This is a genomic window from Cognatishimia sp. 1_MG-2023 (assembly GCF_030548175.1).
Classification (GTDB): Bacteria; Pseudomonadota; Alphaproteobacteria; order Rhodobacterales; family Rhodobacteraceae; genus Cognatishimia.
In genome coordinates, this window is the sequence record NZ_JAUORX010000011.1 from 18,479 (window position 1) to 40,798 (window position 22,320).

Consider the following 22,320-nt stretch of genomic DNA (forward strand, 5'->3'; position numbering starts at 1 on the left):
ATGTCTGCGACCGGAGGGTGCCTTTGCGGCGCCGTGACCTACACCGTTTCCGATAAGCCGACCAAGACCGGTGCCTGCCACTGCGAGATGTGCCGCAGGTGGTCTGGCGGTGTTTATATGGCCATCCACTACAAAGAGGACGAGGTCACGATCAAAGGTGGCGAGCATATCAGCCGCTACAAAAGCTCTGACTGGGCAGAGCGGTGTTTCTGCAATATCTGCGGCAGCAATCTGTTTTACCACGTGACATTGGATGGGCCGTATAAGGGCAATCATCACATTGGGTTTGGCACGCTGGATGACCCCAAAGGTATCCCGCTGACCAGCGAAATTTACGTTGATAAACGACCGGACGGATATGCGTTTGCAGGTGAGTTAGAGACGATGACAGAGGCAGAAGTCATCGCGCTATTCGGATCGCCGGAATAGACGCAGTCGTCGGATTTTTTTGAGTATTTTTGGAAAGATGAAGAGGGGGCCAAGCGCCCCTTTTTTAACGTCGGGCGAGCATTGCCAAACGAAGAAGCGCGCGTTCGACCAAAGCCATCGCAGGCGCGTTTTGCCCGGCACTCCGCAATTGCAGATCGGTGTCTGTCAGGATTGTAAGCGCTTGTTCTAGCTTTGCCGCACCCCAACCCTGTGCTTGGCGCAACATCCGGTCACGGCGCGGGCCAAAGATTGGCGGGCGCATGCGTGAAATACCTTGGGCCGCCCCACCGGGATCAGAGGCCGCCGTGTAAAGCGCCCGAAAATGGCGTGTCGCACCGATGCATAGCCCGACAGGCTGCGTGCCTTGGGCCTGTAATTTCACCATAATGGGACCAATCTGGCCTGCATGCCCTTCGGCCACAATGTTCAACACATCGTCCAACGCCGCCTCGGTCGAGGTTGGCGCGCAGGCAATCACATCCTCAGATGTCGTGGGCGACGCATCCCCATGTTTGTATAGCGATAGCTTTTCGATGGTTTGGCGAAAGTCACCGGGGTCGAGTTCTTTGGACAGGTTGGTCAGGTCAGTCATCGCCTCGCGGTCAACCTGTGTCAGACCTGCTTTGTTCAGCTCGGCCTCAATCTCTTCACGGCTGGGCGGGTCATTGTAAATCGCAGCGGCATAGGCGCTGTCATGCCCTTCAAAGGCTTTGCGAATCTTAGATGAGGCTTTCAACTGCCCCGCAGAGACGACCAATTGGGCATCCCCCGGCGCCCAATCTTGCAAGGCTGCCAAAATCGCAGGCGCCGCTGTGTCATTAGCATCCTCGACAAAAGCCACCCGCGGACCGGGGAAGAACGACACCGCCTTTAGCGCGTCAATCAACTGTGCAGGATCTTTGCGCAGGCTGGCCCCGGGAATACGGGTCAGGCGCATTTCCTCTTCGCCTTGCGGTCCGATCAAGGCCGCAATCACTTCTTGCCGCTTCAACGCAATCCGCATCGCATCCGGCCCATAGATCAAGATCCCTGTGCGGGCCGGATCGGGCTTGGCGAAATAGCGGTTGGCGTCGCGCGGCGATAGCTTCATGCGGGCAAAGTGTCCGCTTTGGCGACAAGGCGTAGGGTGATTTGATCGGCAAGAATGGTCATCAACCGCTCCCGCGCATCACGTTCCGCCGCCAATTGCGCAACGGTTGAACCGGTTGTGGAATAACCGGTAAAGCTATCGACCTTACCGCTGATCAACACTTCTTTGCTGTCCAGATCACGCAACGCATAGGTCGCCTCGCCAATCACTTCGATCCGCGTGGTGCGGTTGTCACGGGTCAGCGCGACACCTTCTTCGCGTGTTTCCAAAGCAACGGACAAGCCATAGCGCGCCTGATCTGCACGGCCCAAGCGGTGCTCTAACTGACGAGTCAGCACAAAACCATCGCTGGTGTTCGGTTCATCCACCAAAACTGTGCCCCGCAATTGGCGCGCGGCGCTGTCTGGCCCGTACACCGGGGTAAAGCCGCAGCCCGCCATCACCAGCGGGCCAGCAGCCAAAGTTAAAAACGTACGACGGTTAAATGACGACATTTACAATCCGACCAGGGACAACAATCAATTTTTTGGGTTGGGCCCCATCCAACGCCTTGGTCACAGCATCATGCGCCAGAACGATTTTTTCAATCTCTTCCTTTGGCAAATCTGCAGCAACATTGATTTCCCCACGGCGTTTGCCGTTGATTTGGATCGGCAAGGTCACTGACGCTTCAACCAACATGGCCTCGTCGGCCACAGGCCAAGGCGCGTCCACAATCAGACCCTCGCCACCCAGCAATTGCCAGATGTCTTCGGCCAAGTGTGGCGTCATAGGGGACATCAATTGCGCCAGAACCTTCGCCGCCTCGCGCTTGGTGTCCGCACCCGCCTTGGACTTCGCCAAGGTGTTGGTGAAACCGTACAGCTTTGCGATGGAGGCGTTAAAGCCAAAGCTTTCCACACCCAAAGTCACATCGCGGATCGCTTTGTGCGTTTCGCGCAGCAGGTCTTCGTCGCCTTTGCCCTCACCGGTCGCCGCCGCAGCCTCTGCCGCAATGCGGTAAACGCGGGTTAGGTGCTTATACGCTGCCTCGGCACCGGATGCTGTCCATTCCACATCCCGCTCTGGAGGGGAATCAGACAACACGAACCAACGCGCCGTATCCGCGCCATAGGCCGAAATAATCGCCAGCGGATCAACAACGTTGTTCTTAGACTTCGACATTTTCGCCGACGGGATCACTTTGATCTTTTCGCCGGTTTCTTTGACGACAGTCTCGCCATCGCGCTCTTCGACTTCGTTCGGATAGTGGTAAACCGCCCGGCCATTGTCATCCGTCCGCTCTGCGTTCTTGTAAATCGCATGTGTCACCATGCCCTGTGTGAACAGCGCATCAAACGGCTCTTTGGATTTGTCCGGCAAATGCCCCGTGATGTTCATCGCCCGCGCAAAGAAGCGCGAATACAGCAGGTGCAAGATCGCGTGTTCAATCCCGCCGATATACTGATCGACGTTCATCCAGTATTCAGCATCCGCCATATCGGTTGGCGTGTCAGCACGCGGCGCCGTAAAGCGCGCGAAATACCATGACGAATCCACAAAGGTATCCATCGTGTCAGTTTCACGCTGCGCAGGCTTGCCACAAGACGGGCAAGAACAATCACGCCACGTTGGATGACGGTCCAGCGGATTGCCCGGAACAGAAAAATCAATCGGCTTGCCGCCCTCATCATAAGGCAACTCAACCGGCAGGTTCTCTTTCTTTTCAGGTACCACGCCGCAGTCATCACAATGCACAACCGGAATCGGGCAACCCCAATACCGCTGACGGGAAAGCCCCCAGTCACGCAGACGATACTTGGTCACGCCTTCGCCCCAGCCAGCAGCTTCAGCCGCATCAACCGATGCATTCACCGCGTCTTCGCCAGTGGTCTCGCCATCAACGCCAAAGCCTTTGACGTAACGCACCATGTCCGTTTTGCCCGGAACATATGCACCTTTGACGGCATCGCCGTTCACCGGTTCAAACACCGGGACAATCGGCAGCTCGTACTTTGTTGCGAATTCGAAATCACGATCATCATGCGCCGGGCAGGCGAAAATCGCACCCGTGCCGTAATCCATCAGGATAAAGTTCGCGATCCAAACCGGCAGTTCCCAATCGGGGTTCAGCGGATGCTTGACCTTGATGCCTGTGTCAAAGCCCAGCTTCTCAGCGGTTTCAATCGCTTCTTCTGTCGTGCCACCCTTGCGGCATTCAGCCACAAAGGCCGCCACATCAGGGTTTTCCGCTTCCAACTGCTTCGCAATCGGGTGATCCGGTGAAATACCGACGAAAGACGCGCCATGCAGCGTATCCGGGCGAGTGGTATAAACCTCAATCGCCTCTTCGCCATCCACACGCTCGAAACCAAACTGCAAACCACGTGACTTGCCGATCCAGTTTTCCTGCATCAGGCGCACTTTCGCAGGCCAGTTTTCCAGATCATCCAAAGACGCCAACAGCTCTTCGGACATATCCGAGATTTTAAAGAACCACTGCGTCAGCTCACGACGTTCCACCAACGCACCAGAGCGCCAGCCACGTCCGCCTTCGACCTGCTCGTTCGCCAGAACGGTCATATCAACCGGGTCCCAGTTCACGACCGCGTTCTTGCGGTACACCAGACCCTTGTCCAGCATATCCAAGAACAGCGCCTGCTGCTGGCCGTAATATTCCACATCACATGTCGCAAACATGCGCGACCAATCCAACGACAAGCCCAATGGCTTCATTTGCTCGACCATCGTGTCGATGTTGGAATAGGTCCAATCCTTCGGGTGACCGCCCGACGCCATCGCCGCGTTTTCCGCAGGCATGCCGAATGCATCAAACCCCATTGGGTGCAAAACGTTGTGGCCCGTAGACATCTTATAACGGGCAATCACGTCACCCATTGTATAGTTGCGCACGTGGCCCATGTGCAGCTTGCCCGACGGATACGGGAACATTTCCAACACGTAATACTTTGGCTTGTTCGGGTCTCGAACAGCCTTGAACGTATCAGCCTTATCCCAGGCCTCTTGCCACTTCGCTTCGATTTCCGCGGGGGTATAGCGCGTCATGCGGGAAATCCCTTTCAATTCTATATCTCACCCATCCAAGGGCACAGTCGCAGAGGTGATAGGCCGCACAGGCCCCGTGGTCCAGTGCTGCTTGAAAAAAATGCGGTTTCCTGCGGGATTCAGACCAGTCTATAACCAAAGCAATCCATTTTCAGGCAGGCCTAAATGAATATTCTTTTCATTCACCAAAACTTTCCGGGGCAATATAAAAACCTCGCCCCCGCTTTGGCGGCACAGGGGCACAAATGCGTTGCCCTGACATTACGTGTCAAAGAGCCGACCAATTGGCGCGGCGTTCGTGTCTTGCCCTACGCCATTAAACGCGACCAACAAAGCGCTCATCCATGGCTGCGTGACCTCGACACCAAGGTGATCCGGGGCGAAGCCTGCATGATGGCCGCTCGTGACCTAAAGGCACGCGGCTTTTCCCCTGACGTGATTGTGGCCCACCCCGGTTGGGGTGAGGCTATGTTCCTACGCGATGTTTGGCCCGAGGCGCGGATCGGCCTCTATTACGAACTCTTTTATGAAGAAGAGGCCGGGGATGTCGGCTTTGATCCCGAGTTCCCAAAATCCGGTGGCCAAAACGACGCCATGCGTCTGCGCATGAAAAACCTTAACAACGCGCTGCACTTCCCACTTGGCGATATGGGCCTTAGCCCCACGCAATATCAGGCCAGCACCTTCCCGCAGAAATACCAAGACCGCATCAGCGTCATTCACGACGGCATCGACACCGCCCAAGCCGCGCCGAATCCCAAGGCCTCGCTCAAAGTTGGCGACGATACCCTGACGCGCGACGACGAAGTCATCACCTTCGTAAACCGCAACCTAGAACCCTATCGCGGCTACCACATCTTTATGCGCGCCCTGCCGCGCCTCCTAAAAACCCGCCCCAATGCCCGCGTCCTAATTGTCGGCGGCGATGGCCAATCCTACGGCCCCGCCCCAACCAACGGCAAAACGTGGAAGCAAACCTACATCGACGAGGTGCGCGGCCAAATCTCGACCCCCAACTGGGATCGCGTGCATTTCTTGGGTAAGATTCCCTACGACCAATTCCTGTCCCTGCTGCAAATCTCTCGCGCACACGTCTACCTGACCTACCCCTTCGTTCTCAGCTGGTCCCTGCTAGAGGCCATGAGCTGCGGCGCCAGCATCATCGCCAGCGACACCGCCCCCGTCCGCGAAGTCATCACCCACAACCAAACCGGCCGCCTCGTGGATTTCTTCGACAAAGACGCGCTTGTCGATCAAGTTAACGATGTCCTTAACGACGCCGACGCCCGCCATTCCATGGGCCAAAACGCCCGCGAATTGATCAAATCTGATTATGATTTGAAAACGGTCTGTCTGCCCAAGCAACTGGATTGGGTGAATCGGCTGTACAACGCCAAGGCTGGCGGGACAGAGATTTAGGTCCGCGATCGGATCAAAGATGGGTTTTACGGTGGTCCCGTCTGGAACAAGGACACGGAACCCATCGTTATGCCCATGATTGCATATTGCGAAGCGGAATTAACCGAAACGACCCCGGGGTTTGAAACATTTCACGGGCAAAGCTCACTTTAATTACTCATTATTTAGGTAAGTTATTTGAAACAGTTATTTGCACTCATCACATCCCTCGCGCTCTTGGCGCTCCCATTTCAAACAACGGCACAAGAAAGCGGCCCGTTCATCAACCTGCTAAAATGCCTCAACGATACGCCCTATTCAAAAAACGCGGAGTATCGAAGCGATGCCATGGCGACCTGCGTTCAGCCCATTCTCGAACAATGTCTCAAGCTTGATTACAAAACAGTCACCCCAGAAATCGCACGCGCGGGATATTCATGCCTGTCTAACATGTCTTCTGAATTGCAAAGTCAGATGCACAATGACCTGCACGCCAAGTTCCCAGACAAAAAATCGATGGCCCACCAGTTGCGCAAATTGCCCATGGATCACGGCCTGGCAACAGCAGAGCTAGGGTGCGAATACGTCCGGACCTTTGCAAACCTCCGATTCAAACCTTGGCTAAATGACGTGGCGCCAGAGGATTCCTATCCCTCAGATGTCGCAAAAGCGCATTGCTTGCTGCAAGAGCACGCAGAGCTTTATTGGTACATTTTCGTGCATGATCACATGGAATAACGGTCTAAACACTCCCGGTCTTCTCAATCACCAACACCCGAGCCATTATTAACGTGCCACTTATACGGCGCATCCGTCCAGGACCGAGTCGCTCGCCTGGAAAACAACGGAACCAATTTCATGTACCACGCAGCAACCTAATCCAAAGCTGCATCTCACACGTCGTACTGCGCCATATGCCCAAGCCCTAAGAATCAAAAAGGGCCCCGCAAAGGGCCCATCAATCTCAGCAATGTATCAGGCCTTAGAAGCGCCCGTCACGAATCCGCAGCTGACGCGCCCGTGCCAGAATGGCGTCCTCGACCGCTCGCACCGTGCTACCAGACACCGCCCGACCACCACGCGTTTGCAACGCAACGTGCAAAGACCGCGCATCCAAAGATGGATCACGCACCAAAACAGTTGCACGATAAGACTGCCCACCATTCGGCGGTGTACCAAATCCGGTCACAATCACGCCAGAGAAAGGATCAACAGATTCGACTGGCAAGAAATCCAAAATCTCCAAAGACGCCGCCCAAATGTACTTATTCACCTTAACGGTGACGTCACTGTTATCTTTCTTAAAGATATCCCAAATCGTCGTTTCCCGTTCCTGAACAGGAACCGCCCGGTTGGTGGCATCAGCGCTCGAGGTATTTGTGCCGTAACTATCCGCATCGCCACCACCGCGACGCAAACTACCACATGAAACCAGCGCGCTCAGCGCAACCGTGGCAATCGCCAGTTTAGCAAAGGATGTGAATGTCATGGTCCTGCCCAATCTGCTCAGTTCTGTAACGTCCTATCCAAGCAAAAGGCCTAGAGCAAGGATTTTCCCTATTCTGTATATATGGGCGTACGGGGGGCGCAACCGCATGACTATGCCGAGAGTGGGGCATTGGTGCACCGCAAGTGTGACAAACATGCATCAACTTAATCGCACATTCAGGGGGCCATGTTTCCGAAGCTTGCAATGTGACCCCGAAAAGAGAGAAACACTCATTCATACCCACTCCGGATTCTCCGGCTGGGGCAGAAATTTGGAAATCCGAGGGAAACACAATGAAAAATGTTCTTCTTGCTTCTACCGCGCTGGTTCTGACCGCCGGTATCGCATCCGCAGACATCGCCGTAACTGGTGAAGCGAACATGGGTCTGAAGTACAACGGTACTACAACTACTGTTCACAACGAAATCGACTTCAACATTGTTGGCACAGGCGAAACTGACGGCGGCGTTGCATTCGGTGCATCTGTTGACCTAGACGCGTCTTCTGACAACTCTGCAAACAATGCTGCTGGCGCAACTAGCGACATTGCTGATCCAGAAGTATTCGTATCTTACAACGGTCTGAAATTGACTGTTGGTGACATCGGTGAAGCAAACGACCGTGGTGGTGTTGCTGATCTAGGTTACGACGGTATCGGTGTCGATAACGTTGCAGAAATCAACGCTTACGGTTCCCACGATGTTCGTGTAGACTATGCATTTGGTGATATCGCTGTTGCAGCATCTGTTGACTCTTCCAACAATGACTGGGCAATCGGCGCATCTGCTTCTTTCGACGCATTCTCCGTTGACCTTGGTTACGGTGAAACTGCTGGTGCAGAGCAAGTAAACCTGACTTTGGGTTACTCTGCTGGCGCATTTGGTGCGAAAGTATTCTACGCAGACAACGCGACTGCTGACTCTCTGGGCCTAGAAGGTTCTTACACAACTGGTGACGTTACTGTTACTGCAGTATACGCTGAGTCCGGCGCATCTGAAGGTTACGGCATCGGTGTTGCATACGACCTCGGCGGCGCGACTCTTGCGGGTGGCATTGGCGAAGTTAACAACACAACTGTTGCTGACCTAGGTATCTCCTTCTCCTTCTAATTCTTAGAAGCAGAAGTACCTAATTTAGGGCAGGTCCTCGGACCTGCCCTTTTCTTTTGCCCGCTTTTGGTGTTCTGTGCCCGCCAAAGGCAAATTAGAGGCAATCCAGATGTCGCTATCTGAAATTCAGGCACGTATTCACAAAGCAGAAACCAACGCTGGCCGTGACCAAGGCAGCACTCAGCTGATCGCTGTGTCCAAGGTGCAGCCCAACGAGCGCGTGCAAGAGGTTCTTGAGCAAGGCCACACTCTGTTTGGTGAAAACAAAGTCCAGGAAGTTGCAGGCAAATGGCCTGCCTTCCGTGAGACGTTCCCGGACACACAGGTTCATCTGCTCGGCCCGTTGCAAACCAACAAAGCCCGCCAAGCGATGGAGTTGTTTCAAGCCATCCATTCCCTAGACCGTCCAAAGCTCGCCAATACAATTGCCCGCCTCGCCCAAGAGTTGGGTCATTGCCCCGATCTTTTCATTCAGGTGAACACCGGTGAAGAAGAGCAAAAGGCCGGCGTCCTTCCGGCAGAGGCAGATAGCTTCATCGCTGAATGCCGTGCGCTTGATCTGCCCATCGTTGGCCTGATGTGCATTCCGCCTGCCGATGAAGAGGCCAGTCTTCATTTCTCACTCTTACGCAAAATCGCCGCGCGGAATGATGTCGCTGGATTGTCGATGGGGATGAGTGGTGATTTCGAAAAAGCTGTCGCCCTAGGTGCTACCCATGTTCGGGTTGGCTCTGCCATTTTTGGCGCACGCGATTACGGCTAAATCGAATCGTACGTTTGGTGGCTTGAAACGTACGAATTTCCACATTTATAAGCGGTAAACCAACCGGCCGTTGCGTCTAAAAGCTTGGCACAATTACGCGTGTTCCGATGGAAATACGCTCTGCAATCCAACGCAGATGATCACGCCGGAACGCGATGCAGCCCTCTGTCGGATAACCCTTACGCCGGTATTGATGCAGAAAAATGGCTGACCCTTTGCCAGCAGTCGCATTTGGCCAATTCCAATCTGTAATGAAAACAAGATCATACAGCGGATCGGCTCGACGGAGGCACTCGTGACTAGGCCCATAAGGCGCGCGTACTAGATTGTTGTACTGCGGATCATCGCTGGCATCGGACCATAGATCATTGATCCCGATAGGGCGCGCCCAAGGCTGTGGCGCGGTCATGCGATCTGGGCGATAAAACATGCCAACAATTCGATGCGTTCCAACCGGAGTCGCACCGTCACCTTCTTGTTTTAAAACAGAAATTCCGCCCTTCCCAATGGTGCACGGAAACCGGCGACCGGCAAACCGTACCCCCGTTGGAGTCAAAATCAGATCGTTCACAGCAAATGCCCTGACTTCGAAGCTTTCGTCGCAAGATAGGCTTCGTTATGACGATTCTTGCCAACCTTAAGCTCCACACGCTCTGCGACCGAAACCCCGGTGTCTTCCATCATTTTGATTTTCTTCGGGTTGTTCGTCAGAAGGCGAACAGAAGAAAATCCAAGCTTTTTCAGGATATTAGCCCCAATTCGAAAGTCGCGTTCGTCATCTTCGAACCCTAGGCGATGGTTGGCTTCAACGGTATCAAACCCCTGATCCTGCAACGAATAGGCCCGCATTTTATTGGCAAGTCCAATCCCGCGCCCCTCTTGATTGAGGTATAGCAAAACCCCTTCGCCTTCATCACCCATCTGCGCCAATGCGCCATTCAACTGCGGACCGCAATCGCATTTCAACGAACCCAAAACATCACCGGTAAAACAGGCTGAATGCAGTCGCGCCAAAACGGGCTTGTCCCGAGAAGGTCGTCCAATTTCAATGGCATAGTGCTCTTCGTTGCCATCCTCGGGGCGGAAAATATGTAACCTTCCAGCCTCGGCCGCAGTCATTGGTAGCCGTGCGTGAATCACCGAATTCATCGGGCTAGAAGCAAGAAAATGCGGCTCTGCCACGCTCTTGGGGATCACCGTCAAACCGTAATTCATCGCAAATTCACCGGCGTTTTCAAGCAAAGTGATCACAACAGCTGGCAAAAGCTGCGCCGATTTCACGATGTCCAATGCCAAACGGTGTAATGAAACATCTCCACCGCGGAATGTTTTGAAAGGCCCCTTGAACGGCATTTTTAGATCATCTGCCGGGTCAGCAACACATCTGACCCAATCTGTTGTTGCATCCTTTGGTAGAATGATCCGCGCCAAATCTTGATCATAAGCGCGGGCTTTTAACGTCTCTGCACGCCGTGCCGTGACGACAAGACCAACCGGCTGCCCAAGCATCTGAACATCCATAAGTCGCTCGTTTTCAAGCGTTTCTGCGGATAAAACCAAAAAGGCTTTTCCGGCGTCTGTCAGCACAATTGGAACGCCCATGCGCAAATCTGCGCGGGCGCGGGCCAGTCGTTCAATGATATTCGGAGCGAAACTCATGCAGGCCTCTTGTTGGTTTGGCCCGTCAGATGTAGCGATTTTTGAAAGATTGTGAAACATTTCCACACGCATTTACACGACGGCGTGAAATTATTGCAGCATACCTTGAGAAACTGCCCAAGAGCGCGCAACTCTTTGGAAACACAATACGGAGACCCTCAATGGGACAGCTCAAGAAAATTCTACTCGTCGACGATGATGACGATCTGCGCGAAGCTCTGTCAGAGCAATTGGTGATGACCGAAGATTTTGATGTCTTTGAGGCCGCAAACGGCACCGAAGCTATGGGTCGTGTCAAGGAGGGTCTATATGACCTCGTAATCCTTGATGTAGGATTGCCAGACACTGACGGCCGCGAGCTTTGCCGCCTGATGCGCAAGCAGGGTGTTAAGAGCCCTATCTTGATGCTGACAGGCCATGACACAGACGCTGATACCATTCTTGGTTTGGATGCCGGCGCGAATGACTACGTGTCTAAGCCATTTAAATTCCCGGTTCTTTTGGCGCGCATTCGCGCACAATTGCGTCAGCACGAACAAAGCGAAGACGCTGTATTCACCCTAGGGCCGTATACGTTCAAACCCGCAATGAAGGTTCTTGTAACCGAGGATGATCGCAAAATCCGTCTGACGGAAAAAGAAACCAACATTCTAAAGTTCCTCTACCGCAGCACAGATGGTGTCGTGGCACGTGATGTTTTGTTGCACGAAGTCTGGGGCTACAACGCGGGCGTAACCACCCACACGTTGGAAACACACATCTACCGATTGCGTCAAAAAATCGAGCCTGATCCAAGCAATGCTCGTCTTTTGGTTACGGAATCTGGCGGATATCGTTTGGTTGCCTAACAACTCATGGGTGAGTTCCCCCTGCAACAGGTGCATTTGAAACTTTTTTGGATCAGTTGACTTGGCAGGGCTCACCATGACACCCATGTAGGTAAGACAAGAGTTCCCGCGCATATCCGGGTTATGGTATGTACCTCCCTGTTGGACTGGTCCGGACAAACGTCCGGACCTTTTTTTTATGCGTAATTTCGATTGAGGTGGCATGTTGGCCGGCCTTTGATTAGGTTGGCACAAATCGTGAACTTTCGGAGCGCGCCATGTCTTTTACACTTGCCACTTGGAATATTAACTCTGTGCGTCTGCGCGAACCAATTGTTTTAAAACTGTTGGAAGAAGAAGCGCCTGATGTCCTTTGTTTGCAGGAATGTAAAAGCCCGGTTGAGTTGATCCCAACCGAAGGCTTTGAGGCCCTTGGATACCGCTATATGGTTGCACGTGGCCAAAAGGGCTACAACGGTGTGGCGATCCTGTCGAAAATCCCAATGGTTGAATCCAGCGCACAGGATTTTGCGAACCTAGGCCATGCTCGCCATATCGCGGGGACCTTGGAAAACGGTGTGACCGTCCACAATTTTTATGTGCCTGCGGGTGGCGATGTTCCTGATCGTGAGAAGAACGAAAAATTCGGTCAGAAGTTGGATTACCTAACAGACATGCGCGATTGGTTCCGTGCGGAGAAACCACAGAAATCAATTCTAGTAGGCGATTTGAACATCGCACCGCGTGAAGATGACGTGTGGGACCACAAAAAGCTTTTGAAAATTGTGAGTCATACGCCCATCGAAGTGGAGCATCTTGCAGAAACGCAAGAGGCTGGTGATTGGGTCGATGTGACGCGCAAAGATATACCAGACGGAAAGCTGTACAGCTGGTGGAGCTACCGCGCCAAAGATTGGGACGCAGCCGACAAAGGACGCCGTCTGGATCACGTTTGGGCGACATCTGATATTGCATCCTCTGGCCACTCCAGTCGCGTTCTGCGGGATGTGCGAGGCTGGGAAAAACCTAGCGACCATGCTCCCGTATTTGCAACGTTTGATATCTAGGGGCTCTGCCCCTCGGCCCTTGGCCTCACCCCGGAGTATTTTTGCAAAGGTGAAAAGCGTGACTGGCTTGACCTTGGCATGCACGATGGAAAGGGCCATATAGAGGCCAAGTAGATATTTAGGGAATGAACCATGCTTGAATTGGGACAAGGCGCCGAAGCGCCAGCGACTGATCTTATCAAAGATGTGTCCGAAGCGACGTTCATGCAGGACGTTGTCGACGCCTCGATGCAGGCACCTGTCATCGTAGATTTCTGGGCGCCATGGTGCGGCCCATGTAAAACGCTAGGCCCTGCGCTAGAAGCAGCTGTGACCAAGGCCAAGGGCGCTGTCACAATGGCTAAGGTCAATGTGGATGAGAACCAGGCGATTGCGGGTCAGTTGCGCGTGCAATCTATTCCGACCGTGTTTGCGTTTTATCAGGGCCAGCCAATTGATGGGTTTCAAGGTGCAGTCCCGCCGAGTGAAATCGAAGATTTTGTAAAGCGCGTTGCTGAAAAAGCAGGTGTTGAAGCAGACGGCGGTTTGGGTGAAGCGCTTGAAACCGCAGAAGAGATGCTGACACAGGGTGCCGCAGAAGATGCGGCGCAGGTTTTTGCAGCAATCCTTGAAGAAGATCCAATGAGCGCATTGGCCTTTTCTGGTTTGGCGCGGTCCCATATTGCACTGGGTGATTTGGATCAGGCGGAAGCCATTCTGAACGGTGTACCTGCAGAGATCTCCGAAGCGTCAGAGATTGAATCCGTGCGGGCGCAAATTGATTTGGCGAAACAAGCTGAAAGCGCAGGACCGGTCACAGAATTGCGCGCAGTTGTCGATGGCAATCCAGATGATCATCAAGCGCGGTTTGACCTAGCTTTAGCTTTGGTTGCTGCTGATGATCAGGAAGCAGCGGTTAATGAATTGCTTGAACTGTTCCGTCGTGATCGCGAGTGGAATGACGGTGCTGCTAAGGCGCAATTGTTCACAATTTTCGACGCGTTGACGCCGCAAGATCCGGTGGTTTTGAACGGTCGTCGTCGTTTGAGCTCAATGATATTTGCCTAAAGCTGAATAAGCGCTAGAGTTTAGGGCATGTTTAAAGCCGCTGATCTGCCAGACTTGCTGCCGGTATTTCCCTTGCCAGGTGCTTTGTTGCTGCCGCGCGCACGGTTGCCGCTGCACATCTTTGAGCCGCGCTACCTCGCGCTGTTCGAAGATGCACTGAAATCGCGTGAACGGATGATCGGTATGGTGCAGCCCGTGCCAAATTCGGTAGGCGCTGATCCTCAATTGCATCAGGTCGGATGCGCAGGGCGCGTGACACAATTCGCTGAAACAGAAGATGGCCGCTACATGGTCACGTTGACCGGGGTGTCCCGGTTTGCGATTGAACAAGAGGTCCAGGGATTTCAACCTTATCGTCGGTGTCGGCCCGAGTGGCCGCCGTTTCATTGCGATCTAGGCGCGTTTGAACATGATCCGGAATTTGATCGTAAAACGTTCCTAATTCTGTTGGAGCGTTTCTTTGACGCGCAGTCTTTGTCGACCGATTGGGAATCATTGAAAGATGCGGATGATGAGTTGTTGATCAACTCTTTATCCATGCTGTTGGACTTTCAAGTCGAAGATAAACAGGCGCTTCTTGAAGCGCCGACGCTTACGAAACGCCGTGAAATACTGGCGACATTAATGGAATATTCGCTGTTGGGCGGAGATGCAGAGGATCGGATGCAATGAACACGAAGCCGAAATTTGACCGCAAAATGCTTGAGTCATTGATTTGCCCGCAATCTCAGGGCCCGTTGGAATATGATGCGGACAAGCAAGAATTGATCTCGCGTGGTGCACATCTTGCGTTCCCAATCCGCAATGGCATTCCGATCATGTTGATAGATGAAGCCCGCGAGTTGGCTTAAGCCTTAGCGCATCAAGTTAGGTAGATCACCGGTTAGACCGGCTGCTTCGCGCATGAACCTGCGGCGCAGTCCCGGCACCTGATTGACCAATCCAAGCCCTAGATCACGGCCTATCCGCAGCAACGGATTGTCGTTGGAAAAGAGCTTATTCGTGAGGTCTGTTGTGGCCACTAAGGATTGCGTGTCAAAGCGGCGCCATTGCTCATAGCGTTCTAGGACTAGGATAGAGGCGATGTCTTCGCCGCGTTGTTTTGCCTCGGTCAGGACTTGAACCAATGCACCAACATCGCGCAGGCCGGCGTTTAGACCTTGGCCCGCAATGGGGTGTAAACCGTGTGCCGCATCGCCAACGAGCGCCACGCGCTCTGAAACAAAACGATCTGCGACTGTTAGGCCAAGCGGATAAGTGAACCGCGCGCCAGCAAGTGAAATTTCCCCAAGGAAGTCGCCAAATCGTGGGCGAAGGACGGCTAGGTAATCTTTGTCGCTCAGCGCATGAATGGCTTTGGCGTTATCGTCTGTTTCAGTCCAAACGATAGAGCTGCGATTGCCCGGCAGTGGCAAAATCGCCAATGGACCGGGGGGCATAAAGAACTGATGCGCAATACCGTTGTGCGGTAAGGCGTGCTCAATCGCGCAGACAAGTGCGGTTTGGCCGTATTCCCAACCCGTACGACGAATGCCTGCGCGTTTACCAACGCCCGTTTTGCGTCCATCACAACCAACCAAGAGCTTTGCAGTAATTGTGCGTCCTGATGCCAGTGTTGCGATTACTCCTGCTGGTGTGATCTCTTGATCGACAACGCTATCTTCGTTGATCTGGGTGATGTTCGGCTCTGACTGCACGGCTTTTAAGAAGGCGCGGTACAGAAAACGATCCTCGACCATAAAACCCATGGGGCCTTCTTCGAGTTCGGTGTGATCAAAGTGCAAAAAGAACGGCGATGGACCTTCGCCAGCGCGGCCATCGGTGACTTTGATGTCCAGCATCGGTTGGCTGTCTTTGGCGACATCTGCCCAAACGCCGATGGCATTCAGCAACCGTTTTGATGCAAGCGCTAACGCATATCCGCGCCCGTCAAAATTGCTGTCGGCACGCGCGCGCTCTGATCGATTGTCTACCATCGTTACGCGAAAGCCCGCTTGGGCTAAGCCAAGAGCCAGGGCAGGGCCGTTTAGGCCACCACCGGCAATCAAAATATCGCAATCATAGTCCATACTTCTCAATATGCTGCATGCTTCGGGATTGTCCATGCGCCGTAGGGCCGCTACCGTTCACAAAAGACATTTTCGGAGCGAGCGATGTTTGATTGGCTAAAAATGAGTGCCGCGAAATTAGGGCAGGGGATCGGAGAAGGTGCAATTGATCCCGTTGCGCTGACCCAAGCGTTTTTAGGAGCAATTGATAGTCACGAGCATCGCGATAAGATTTATTCGCAGGTGACCCATGATCGCGCTATGGCCGAAGCAGAAGCCGCTGCCGAACGCGCGCGTGCTGGGCAGCGATTGTCCGCTTTAGACGGGGTGCCCATCAGCTGGAAAGACCTATTTGATAGTGCGGGCACGGTAACAGAGGCCGGCTCTGCTTTGCTAAAAGGCCGTGTTCCAAACAAGGACGCGAAAGTGCTTGAGAACGCAACAAAGCTAGGTTTGGTGTGCTTGGGAAAAACCCACATGTCCGAGCTCGCGTTTTCAGGTCTCGGATTTAATCCCGTTACAGCGACGCCGCCTTGTGTGAACGATGCTGGGGCGGTTCCCGGTGGTTCTTCGTCTGGGGCAGCGTCCTCGGTCGCGTTTGATTTGGCCGCTGTCGGAATTGGGTCGGATACAGGCGGATCGGTGCGTATTCCGGCGGCCTGGAATGACTTGGTTGGGTTGAAAACGACTTGGGGCCGTATTCAAAGTGATGGTGTTGTACCGCTATGTCCACGATTTGATACTGTCGGACCAATCTGTCGAACCGTCGAAGATGCGGCGCTGAGTTTGGCAGTTCTTGAAGGTGGGGCTGTTCCTGATCTGCAAGGTGCATCGCTTAGGGGCATGCAGTTTGCGATTTTGGAAACGTCCGCGATGGAAAGCGTGCGTGATGAGCCGCTAAAGGCGTTTGAAACAGCAGTGCAGCGGATAAAAGACGCGGGCGGGCACGTCACTAAAATCACAGCGCCAGAAGTTGCGCGGGCCATGTCGATGAGTGCGGTTCTGTTTACCTCCGAAGCTTATGGCGTTTGGCAGGAAGAAATTGAATCAAATCCGGATGTGATGTTCGCGGAAATTCTTGCGCGATTTAGGTCGGGGGCACAGTTTTCTGGCCCGCAGTACGTCGCCGCTTGGCGCGAACTGAAAGCATTGCGAGAGCGTTGGAATCAGCGTGTCGCAGGGTTTGACGCCGTTATTTGCCCGACAGCTCCGATCTTGCCGCCGAATTTAGCGCGGTTGCAGCATGACAAGGAATATTACGTCGAAGAAAACCTATTGGCTTTGCGCAATACGAGGATCGGAAATTTGATGGGGCTTTGTGGCATTACATTGCCTACGGGCGTTCCAAGCTGTGGATTGATGCTGTTTGGACAACCATTCCAAGAGGAACGTCTTCTTCGTATTGCTGCTGCCGCTGAGCGGGTTTTGACCTAATCGACTTGGCGTAAATGCCACAACCTTCGGGAAACTCCGGGTTTTTCTGGACGCCGCTGGTTCATTTGGTTAATTTATCCACAAACGGGGCGCAAATGATCCCGACAAACTGAGGCAGTATTGGATGTTCCCCGAGCGGTTTTCGAACCTTCCGGCTTATGCGTTTCCGCGCCTGCGGAGCCTTCTCGACTCTCACGAGCCGGGTGGTGATGTCGTTCACATGACGATCGGTGAACCGAAACACGAGTTTCCTCAGTGGGTTAGCCAAATTATCGCAGATAATGCGGCAGGTTTTAATCGTTACCCCCCGAATGACGGTACGCCCGAACTACAGCAAGCGATTGCGAGTTGGATTGATCGTCGGTTTGGTGCAAAGGTCGATGCTGCGACGCAGGTCATGGCTTTGAATGGTACTCGTGAGGGCCTGTACAATGCGGCCATGGCGCTGTGCCCAGAGACGAAGAATGGCCAGAAACCAATCGTTTTGACGCCTAATCCATTCTACCAAGTCTATATGATCGCGGCGATTTCTGTGGCGGCAGAGCCGTATTTCTGCCCAGCGACTGCGGAAAACGGTTTTATGCCGGATTATTCCCTATTGCCCGAAGATGTGCTGAAACGCGTGGCCGTGGCTTATGTGTGCTCGCCGTCGAACCCACAAGGCGCCATAGCGAGCCGGGCTTACCTGGAAAAATTGATTTCATTAGCCGAGACGTATGATTTCAAGATTTTTGCGGACGAGTGTTATTCAGAAATTTACCGTGACGCGAAACCAGATGGTGCTTTGCGTGTTGCGCAAGACATGGGCGCAGACCCAGAGCGCGTTCTGATTTTCCATTCGTTGAGCAAGCGTAGCAACTTGCCAGGCTTGCGGTCCGGCTTTGTGGCTGGCGGTCCAGAAAGCCTAAAACGGATCAAGCAACTACGTGCTTACTCTGGTGCTCCGCTTCCTTTACCGTTGCAACGCGCTTCGGAAAAGGTGTGGGATGATGAGGCCCATGTTGAAGAAAACCGTCGGCTCTATGCCGAAAAATTTGATGTAGCGGATCAGGTCTTTGCTGACCTTCCTGGCTACCAAAGCCCACAGGCGGGCTTTTTCTTATGGCTCCCTGTAGAAAACGGGGAAACTGCGGCTTTGAAACTTTGGAAAGAGACGGGCGTTCGTGTATTGCCCGGGGCTTACCTGAGCAAAGACGTCAACGGGGAGAACCCCGGGAAACCATATATTCGGGTCGCACTTGTGGCTCCAAAAAACGACGTAACAGCAGCGCTGAAGACAATTCGCGCCTGCCTGTTCGCATAAGTATCGAGGGTTAAAGATGGCATATCAGGCACGTGGACGAGATCCGCTTCTGGACAGCAACACACAGGCCGCCTTGGAAAAGCGCGGCAAAGAGTTGATTGGCATTGCCTTGATCTTGGTCGGGTTGATGGCCTCGGCGATGATTGCTTCTTATACCCCGGATGACCCAAATTGGATGTCAGCTACGGATGCGCCAGTGCAAAACTGGATGGGCCGTTTTGGCGCATCTGTTTCTGCACCGTTGTTTATGATTATTGGCTGGAGCAGCTGGGGCGTTGCGCTGGTCGCATTGGCGTGGGGCCTGCGGTTTGCTTTACATCGTGGCGAAGAGCGCGCCATGAGCCGCGCCATTTTCGCACCTATCGTTTTGGCGCTTGGCGCAGTCTATGCCGCCACATTGGTCCCAAATGACAGCTGGACCCACAGCTTTGGGCTGGGTGGCTTGTTTGGCGACACCATTTTAGGCGCAGTTTTGACGATCCTACCAGTTGGCGCTGTCCTTGGCCTCAAGCTGATGTCGTTCCTGATGGGATTGGGCGTTCTGGCGTTGATCTTATTTGTCATGGGTTTCACGAAACCAGAATTGTCTTTCGTTGGCCGGTTCCTGATGGTTGGCGTGATCATGACCTACGCCAATTTGATGACTTTGCTTGGACGCGGCGCGTCCGGCGCAGTTTCTGCGGCGCAAACCGTTCAAGCCCGCCGCAACGAACGCCGTACACAGGCGGCATCCGTGGCGGATCAATGGGCAGATGACCCAGTTGTCGAGGATGTGCCAGCATATCAGCAAGCCTATGCGCAGCCGGAGCCTGTTTTAGAAGAGGCACCTAAGCCAAGCCTATTGGCGCGTGTTCCTAACCTGATCAAGCGTTCAGAGCCTATGCCGGAGCCAGAGTTGGTTGAACCAATGCTGGAATCCGAAGTGCGTGATATGCCGGGTGACGATCGTATCAAAGCTAAGATTGCAGACGTGATTAAAAGCCGTGTGCGTAGCAATAAACCTGTTTATGCGCCTGACCTTGCACCAGTCACCAAAGGATTGGGTCGCGGTCCAGAGCCTTTGGTTTTGCAGCCGCATGCAGATACCCAGTTGCCTCCGGAACCACCGTTGACAGCGAGCATGGCGCAGCCTGCGGCACCGGTTGCTGTTGAGGCGCCTTATGTTGAACAGCCTTACGCAGAAGAGCCAGAGATGATGGCACCATATGTTGAGGCTGAAGAAGAAATTATCGAAGCACCGGTTGTTCCTATTCAGCGCAGAGCGCAGCAAATCCCTACGCCTGAGCCACGCAAGGTTGTGCAGCACCCACCACGCAAAGCGGTGCAGCCATCCGCACGCGCAAAGGCCGAAGCGCAGCCACAGTTGGCTTTCGAAGAGCGCTCTAGCAGCTTTGAATTGCCACCTCTGAGCCTTTTGAACAGCGCAGAAAATATCGAACGCTATGTTCTGAGCGATGAAGCACTCGAAGAAAATGCGCGGATGCTCGAAGCTGTGCTAGATGACTACGGTGTAAAAGGTGAAATCGTTTCGGTTCGCCCCGGCCCAGTTGTTACCATGTACGAGCTGGAGCCTGCGCCAGGCTTGAAAGCAAGCCGTGTTATTGGTCTGTCAGACGATATTGCGCGTTCTATGTCTGCATTGTCAGCACGTGTTTCTACGGTTCCGGGCCGCTCGGTCATTGGTATTGAACTGCCTAACGAGAAACGTGAAATGGTGGCATTCCGCGAAATCCTGTCATCGCGCGAATATGACACTGGCAACGGAAAATTACCGCTGGCATTGGGAAAAGACATCGGTGGCGATCCAGTTGTCGCGAACTTGGCCAAGATGCCTCACCTGTTGATTGCGGGTACCACGGGTTCCGGTAAATCGGTTGCGATCAACACAATGATCTTGTCGTTGTTGTATAAGCTGACACCAGAGGAATGCCGGTTGATCATGATCGACCCTAAAATGCTGGAACTTTCCGTTTATGACGGTATCCCACACCTCCTGTCCCCTGTTGTGACCGACCCCAAAAAGGCGGTTGTGGCTTTGAAATGGACCGTTGGCGAGATGGAAGATCGCTATCGTAAGATGTCCAAAATGGGCGTGCGGAACATTGATGGCTACAACAGTCGTGTCGAAGATGCGCTGAAAAAGAACGAGACCTTTAGCCGGACTGTTCAAACTGGATTTGATGACGAGACTGGCGAACCGGTCTTTGAAACAGAGGAGATCGTACCAGAGAAAATGCCATACATCGTCGTCGTTGTAGACGAGATGGCCGATCTGATGATGGTGGCAGGTAAAGAAATCGAAGCCTGCATTCAGCGTCTTGCACAGATGGCGCGTGCGTCTGGTATTCACTTGATCATGGCGACACAGCGTCCGTCCGTTGACGTTATCACCGGTACGATCAAGGCGAACTTCCCAACTCGGATTTCGTTCCAAGTGACCTCGAAAATTGATAGCCGCACCATTCTTGGTGAGATGGGGGCTGAGCAGCTTCTTGGCATGGGTGACATGTTGTACATGGCGGGTGGTTCTAAAATCACGCGTTGCCATGGTCCGTTTGTCAGCGACGAAGAAGTCGAAGAAATCGTGAACCATCTTAAGAGCTTTGGCGAACCTGAATACATCGGCGGCGTTGTCGAAGGACCGAAGGACGATAAGGCGGATAATATTGATGCTGTTCTTGGCCTTGGTGGCAACACAAATGGCGAAGACGCATTGTATGATCAGGCCGTCGCCATCGTGATCAAAGATCGAAAATGTTCGACCTCTTATATTCAGCGGAAGCTTTCCATCGGGTACAATAAAGCCGCGAAATTGGTGGAGCAGATGGAAGATGAGGGTGTCGTGTCTTCTGCGAACCATGTTGGTAAGCGTGAAATTCTAATTCCAGAACAATAATCTGAGCGGTTTTAGGCCGAAACACGAAATTCTAAAAAGGGGCGGGCTGTATCCGCCCTTTTTTGTACCTAAGTTAAAGATATGAAACACATGCGATTTCTAATGGTTCCTGCCCTTTGGGTAGCGATGACCGCCCCAGCGTTTGCTGAAAAGCTCTCGTTGGATGCAATTTCGGCGTATCTCAATGATCTTGGTTCTGCCGAGGCGAGCTTTACGCAGATTAACGATGACAATTCCATCTCAACTGGCAAGCTCTTGATTAAGCGGCCAGGCCGAGCGCGATTTGAATATGACCCGCCCGAAGCAGCGCTGGTGATGGCTGGTAGTGGCCAGGTCGCCATCTTTGATAAGAAATCGAATGAGCCGCCAGAATCCTACCCGTTACGGCGTACACCGCTTTGGGTGATCTTAGAGCGGAACGTGAATTTAAAGCAGCGCGATATGGTTGTTGGGCACAGCTACGATGGCACCGCGACAACCGTTACAGCCCAAGATCCCAAGAACCCAGAATATGGCTCAATTCAAATGCATTTCACGGGCAATCCGGTACAGTTGCGACAATGGGTGATCAACGATGGGAATGGTGGAACAACAACAGTTGTTCTTGGAGAATTGAAGCGAGATGTGAAACTTGCGAACTCTTTGTTCAACATCGAGCGGCTCAAAGTTCTCAGAGCTCCAAATGATGACAACTAATAAAGGGGCCAATCAGGCCC

The 22,320-nt window shown here is 53.3% G+C and carries 21 protein-coding genes; 14 read left to right on the forward strand and 7 right to left on the reverse strand.

Translation table 11 applies throughout. The features are described 5' to 3' along the window. Window positions 1-429 (forward strand): GFA family protein, encoded by a 429-nt coding sequence (locus tag Q4544_RS14435; RefSeq protein ID WP_303507437.1) that lies wholly within the window; start codon window positions 1-3, stop codon window positions 427-429. 64 nt (window positions 430-493) lie between these two features. On the opposite strand, the gene holA is transcribed toward Q4544_RS14435, so the two are convergent. From holA to leuS, 3 genes are read right to left on the reverse strand one after another with little or no spacing between them, the layout of a single operon-like run. Then, entirely contained in the window at window positions 494-1,519 is a 1,026-nt protein-coding gene (gene holA / locus Q4544_RS14440; protein ID WP_303507438.1) for a DNA polymerase III subunit delta, read from the reverse strand. Then, on the reverse strand, window positions 1,516-2,013 hold the full coding sequence (gene lptE, locus Q4544_RS14445) for an LPS assembly lipoprotein LptE (RefSeq protein WP_303507439.1): 498 nt from the start codon (window positions 2,011-2,013) through the stop codon (window positions 1,516-1,518). Before lptE ends, holA begins: the two co-directional genes overlap by 4 nt. Then, a complete protein-coding gene (leuS, locus tag Q4544_RS14450; RefSeq protein ID WP_303507440.1) occupies window positions 2,000-4,564 on the reverse strand; it encodes a leucine--tRNA ligase in 2,565 nt (854 codons plus the stop codon). The genes lptE and leuS overlap by 14 nt, the downstream gene beginning before the upstream one ends. A 165-nt stretch (window positions 4,565-4,729) precedes the next feature. Here leuS and Q4544_RS14455 point away from each other — a divergent pair, with 165 nt between their 5' ends. After that, window positions 4,730-5,983: a glycosyltransferase family 4 protein gene (locus Q4544_RS14455; RefSeq protein WP_303507441.1), complete on the forward strand. Its 1,254-nt coding sequence runs from the start codon at window positions 4,730-4,732 to the stop codon at window positions 5,981-5,983. 177 nt (window positions 5,984-6,160) lie between these two features. Continuing rightward, entirely contained in the window at window positions 6,161-6,700 is a 540-nt protein-coding gene (locus Q4544_RS14460; protein WP_303507443.1) for a hypothetical protein, read from the forward strand. Window positions 6,701-6,944: 244 nt separating this feature from the next. Here Q4544_RS14460 and Q4544_RS14465 read toward each other — a convergent pair whose 3' ends face one another. Further along, window positions 6,945-7,451 (reverse strand): DUF3576 domain-containing protein, encoded by a 507-nt coding sequence (locus tag Q4544_RS14465; protein ID WP_303507445.1) that lies wholly within the window; start codon window positions 7,449-7,451, stop codon window positions 6,945-6,947. Window positions 7,452-7,744: 293 nt separating this feature from the next. Here Q4544_RS14465 and Q4544_RS14470 point away from each other — a divergent pair, with 293 nt between their 5' ends. Beyond that, the gene (locus tag Q4544_RS14470) at window positions 7,745-8,560 is read left to right on the forward strand and encodes a porin (protein ID WP_303507446.1); all 816 of its coding nucleotides are present in this window, start codon (window positions 7,745-7,747) and stop codon (window positions 8,558-8,560) included. 109 nt (window positions 8,561-8,669) lie between these two features. Beyond that, window positions 8,670-9,323: a YggS family pyridoxal phosphate-dependent enzyme gene (locus Q4544_RS14475; RefSeq protein ID WP_303507448.1), complete on the forward strand. Its 654-nt coding sequence runs from the start codon at window positions 8,670-8,672 to the stop codon at window positions 9,321-9,323. 76 nt (window positions 9,324-9,399) lie between these two features. On the opposite strand, the gene Q4544_RS14480 is transcribed toward Q4544_RS14475, so the two are convergent. Further along, window positions 9,400-9,894, reverse strand: coding sequence for a L,D-transpeptidase (locus Q4544_RS14480; RefSeq protein ID WP_303507450.1), 495 nt, complete (start codon window positions 9,892-9,894; stop codon window positions 9,400-9,402). Continuing rightward, a complete protein-coding gene (gene ribA / locus Q4544_RS14485) occupies window positions 9,891-10,982 on the reverse strand; it encodes a GTP cyclohydrolase II (protein ID WP_303507452.1) in 1,092 nt (363 codons plus the stop codon). Before ribA ends, Q4544_RS14480 begins: the two co-directional genes overlap by 4 nt. 161 nt (window positions 10,983-11,143) lie before the next feature. Between ribA and Q4544_RS14490 the strand changes: the two genes are divergently transcribed. The 5 genes from Q4544_RS14490 to Q4544_RS14510 all read left to right on the forward strand — a co-directional run bounded on the left by Q4544_RS14490 (window position 11,144) and on the right by Q4544_RS14510 (window position 14,774). Then, window positions 11,144-11,830 (forward strand): response regulator transcription factor, encoded by a 687-nt coding sequence (locus Q4544_RS14490; RefSeq protein ID WP_303507454.1) that lies wholly within the window; start codon window positions 11,144-11,146, stop codon window positions 11,828-11,830. A gap of 257 nt (window positions 11,831-12,087) precedes the next feature. Continuing rightward, window positions 12,088-12,876: an exodeoxyribonuclease III gene (locus tag Q4544_RS14495; protein WP_303507456.1), complete on the forward strand. Its 789-nt coding sequence runs from the start codon at window positions 12,088-12,090 to the stop codon at window positions 12,874-12,876. A gap of 132 nt (window positions 12,877-13,008) precedes the next feature. Beyond that, window positions 13,009-13,923: a thioredoxin gene (trxA, locus tag Q4544_RS14500; protein ID WP_303507458.1), complete on the forward strand. Its 915-nt coding sequence runs from the start codon at window positions 13,009-13,011 to the stop codon at window positions 13,921-13,923. Between the two features lie 27 nt (window positions 13,924-13,950). Further along, on the forward strand, window positions 13,951-14,595 hold the full coding sequence (locus Q4544_RS14505; protein WP_303507459.1) for an LON peptidase substrate-binding domain-containing protein: 645 nt from the start codon (window positions 13,951-13,953) through the stop codon (window positions 14,593-14,595). Beyond that, entirely contained in the window at window positions 14,592-14,774 is a 183-nt protein-coding gene (locus Q4544_RS14510) for a Trm112 family protein (protein WP_303507460.1), read from the forward strand. The genes Q4544_RS14505 and Q4544_RS14510 overlap by 4 nt, the downstream gene beginning before the upstream one ends. Before the next feature lie 3 nt (window positions 14,775-14,777). Here the strand turns inward: Q4544_RS14510 and Q4544_RS14515 are convergent, their stop codons facing one another. Further along, on the reverse strand, window positions 14,778-16,028 hold the full coding sequence (locus tag Q4544_RS14515; protein ID WP_303507461.1) for a UbiH/UbiF/VisC/COQ6 family ubiquinone biosynthesis hydroxylase: 1,251 nt from the start codon (window positions 16,026-16,028) through the stop codon (window positions 14,778-14,780). Between the two features lie 48 nt (window positions 16,029-16,076). Here Q4544_RS14515 and Q4544_RS14520 point away from each other — a divergent pair, with 48 nt between their 5' ends. The 4 genes from Q4544_RS14520 to Q4544_RS14535 all read left to right on the forward strand — a co-directional run bounded on the left by Q4544_RS14520 (window position 16,077) and on the right by Q4544_RS14535 (window position 22,300). Further along, window positions 16,077-17,405: an amidase gene (locus tag Q4544_RS14520; RefSeq protein ID WP_303507462.1), complete on the forward strand. Its 1,329-nt coding sequence runs from the start codon at window positions 16,077-16,079 to the stop codon at window positions 17,403-17,405. A 124-nt stretch (window positions 17,406-17,529) separates the two neighbouring features. Continuing rightward, the gene (locus Q4544_RS14525; RefSeq protein ID WP_303507463.1) at window positions 17,530-18,708 is read left to right on the forward strand and encodes an aminotransferase class I/II-fold pyridoxal phosphate-dependent enzyme; all 1,179 of its coding nucleotides are present in this window, start codon (window positions 17,530-17,532) and stop codon (window positions 18,706-18,708) included. Between the two features lie 16 nt (window positions 18,709-18,724). Continuing rightward, complete coding sequence (locus Q4544_RS14530) at window positions 18,725-21,604, forward strand: DNA translocase FtsK (protein WP_303507465.1); 2,880 nt, start codon at window positions 18,725-18,727, stop codon at window positions 21,602-21,604. 90 nt (window positions 21,605-21,694) lie between these two features. Continuing rightward, a complete protein-coding gene (locus Q4544_RS14535) occupies window positions 21,695-22,300 on the forward strand; it encodes a LolA family protein (RefSeq protein ID WP_407063052.1) in 606 nt (201 codons plus the stop codon). Window positions 22,301-22,320 lie beyond the last annotated feature (20 nt).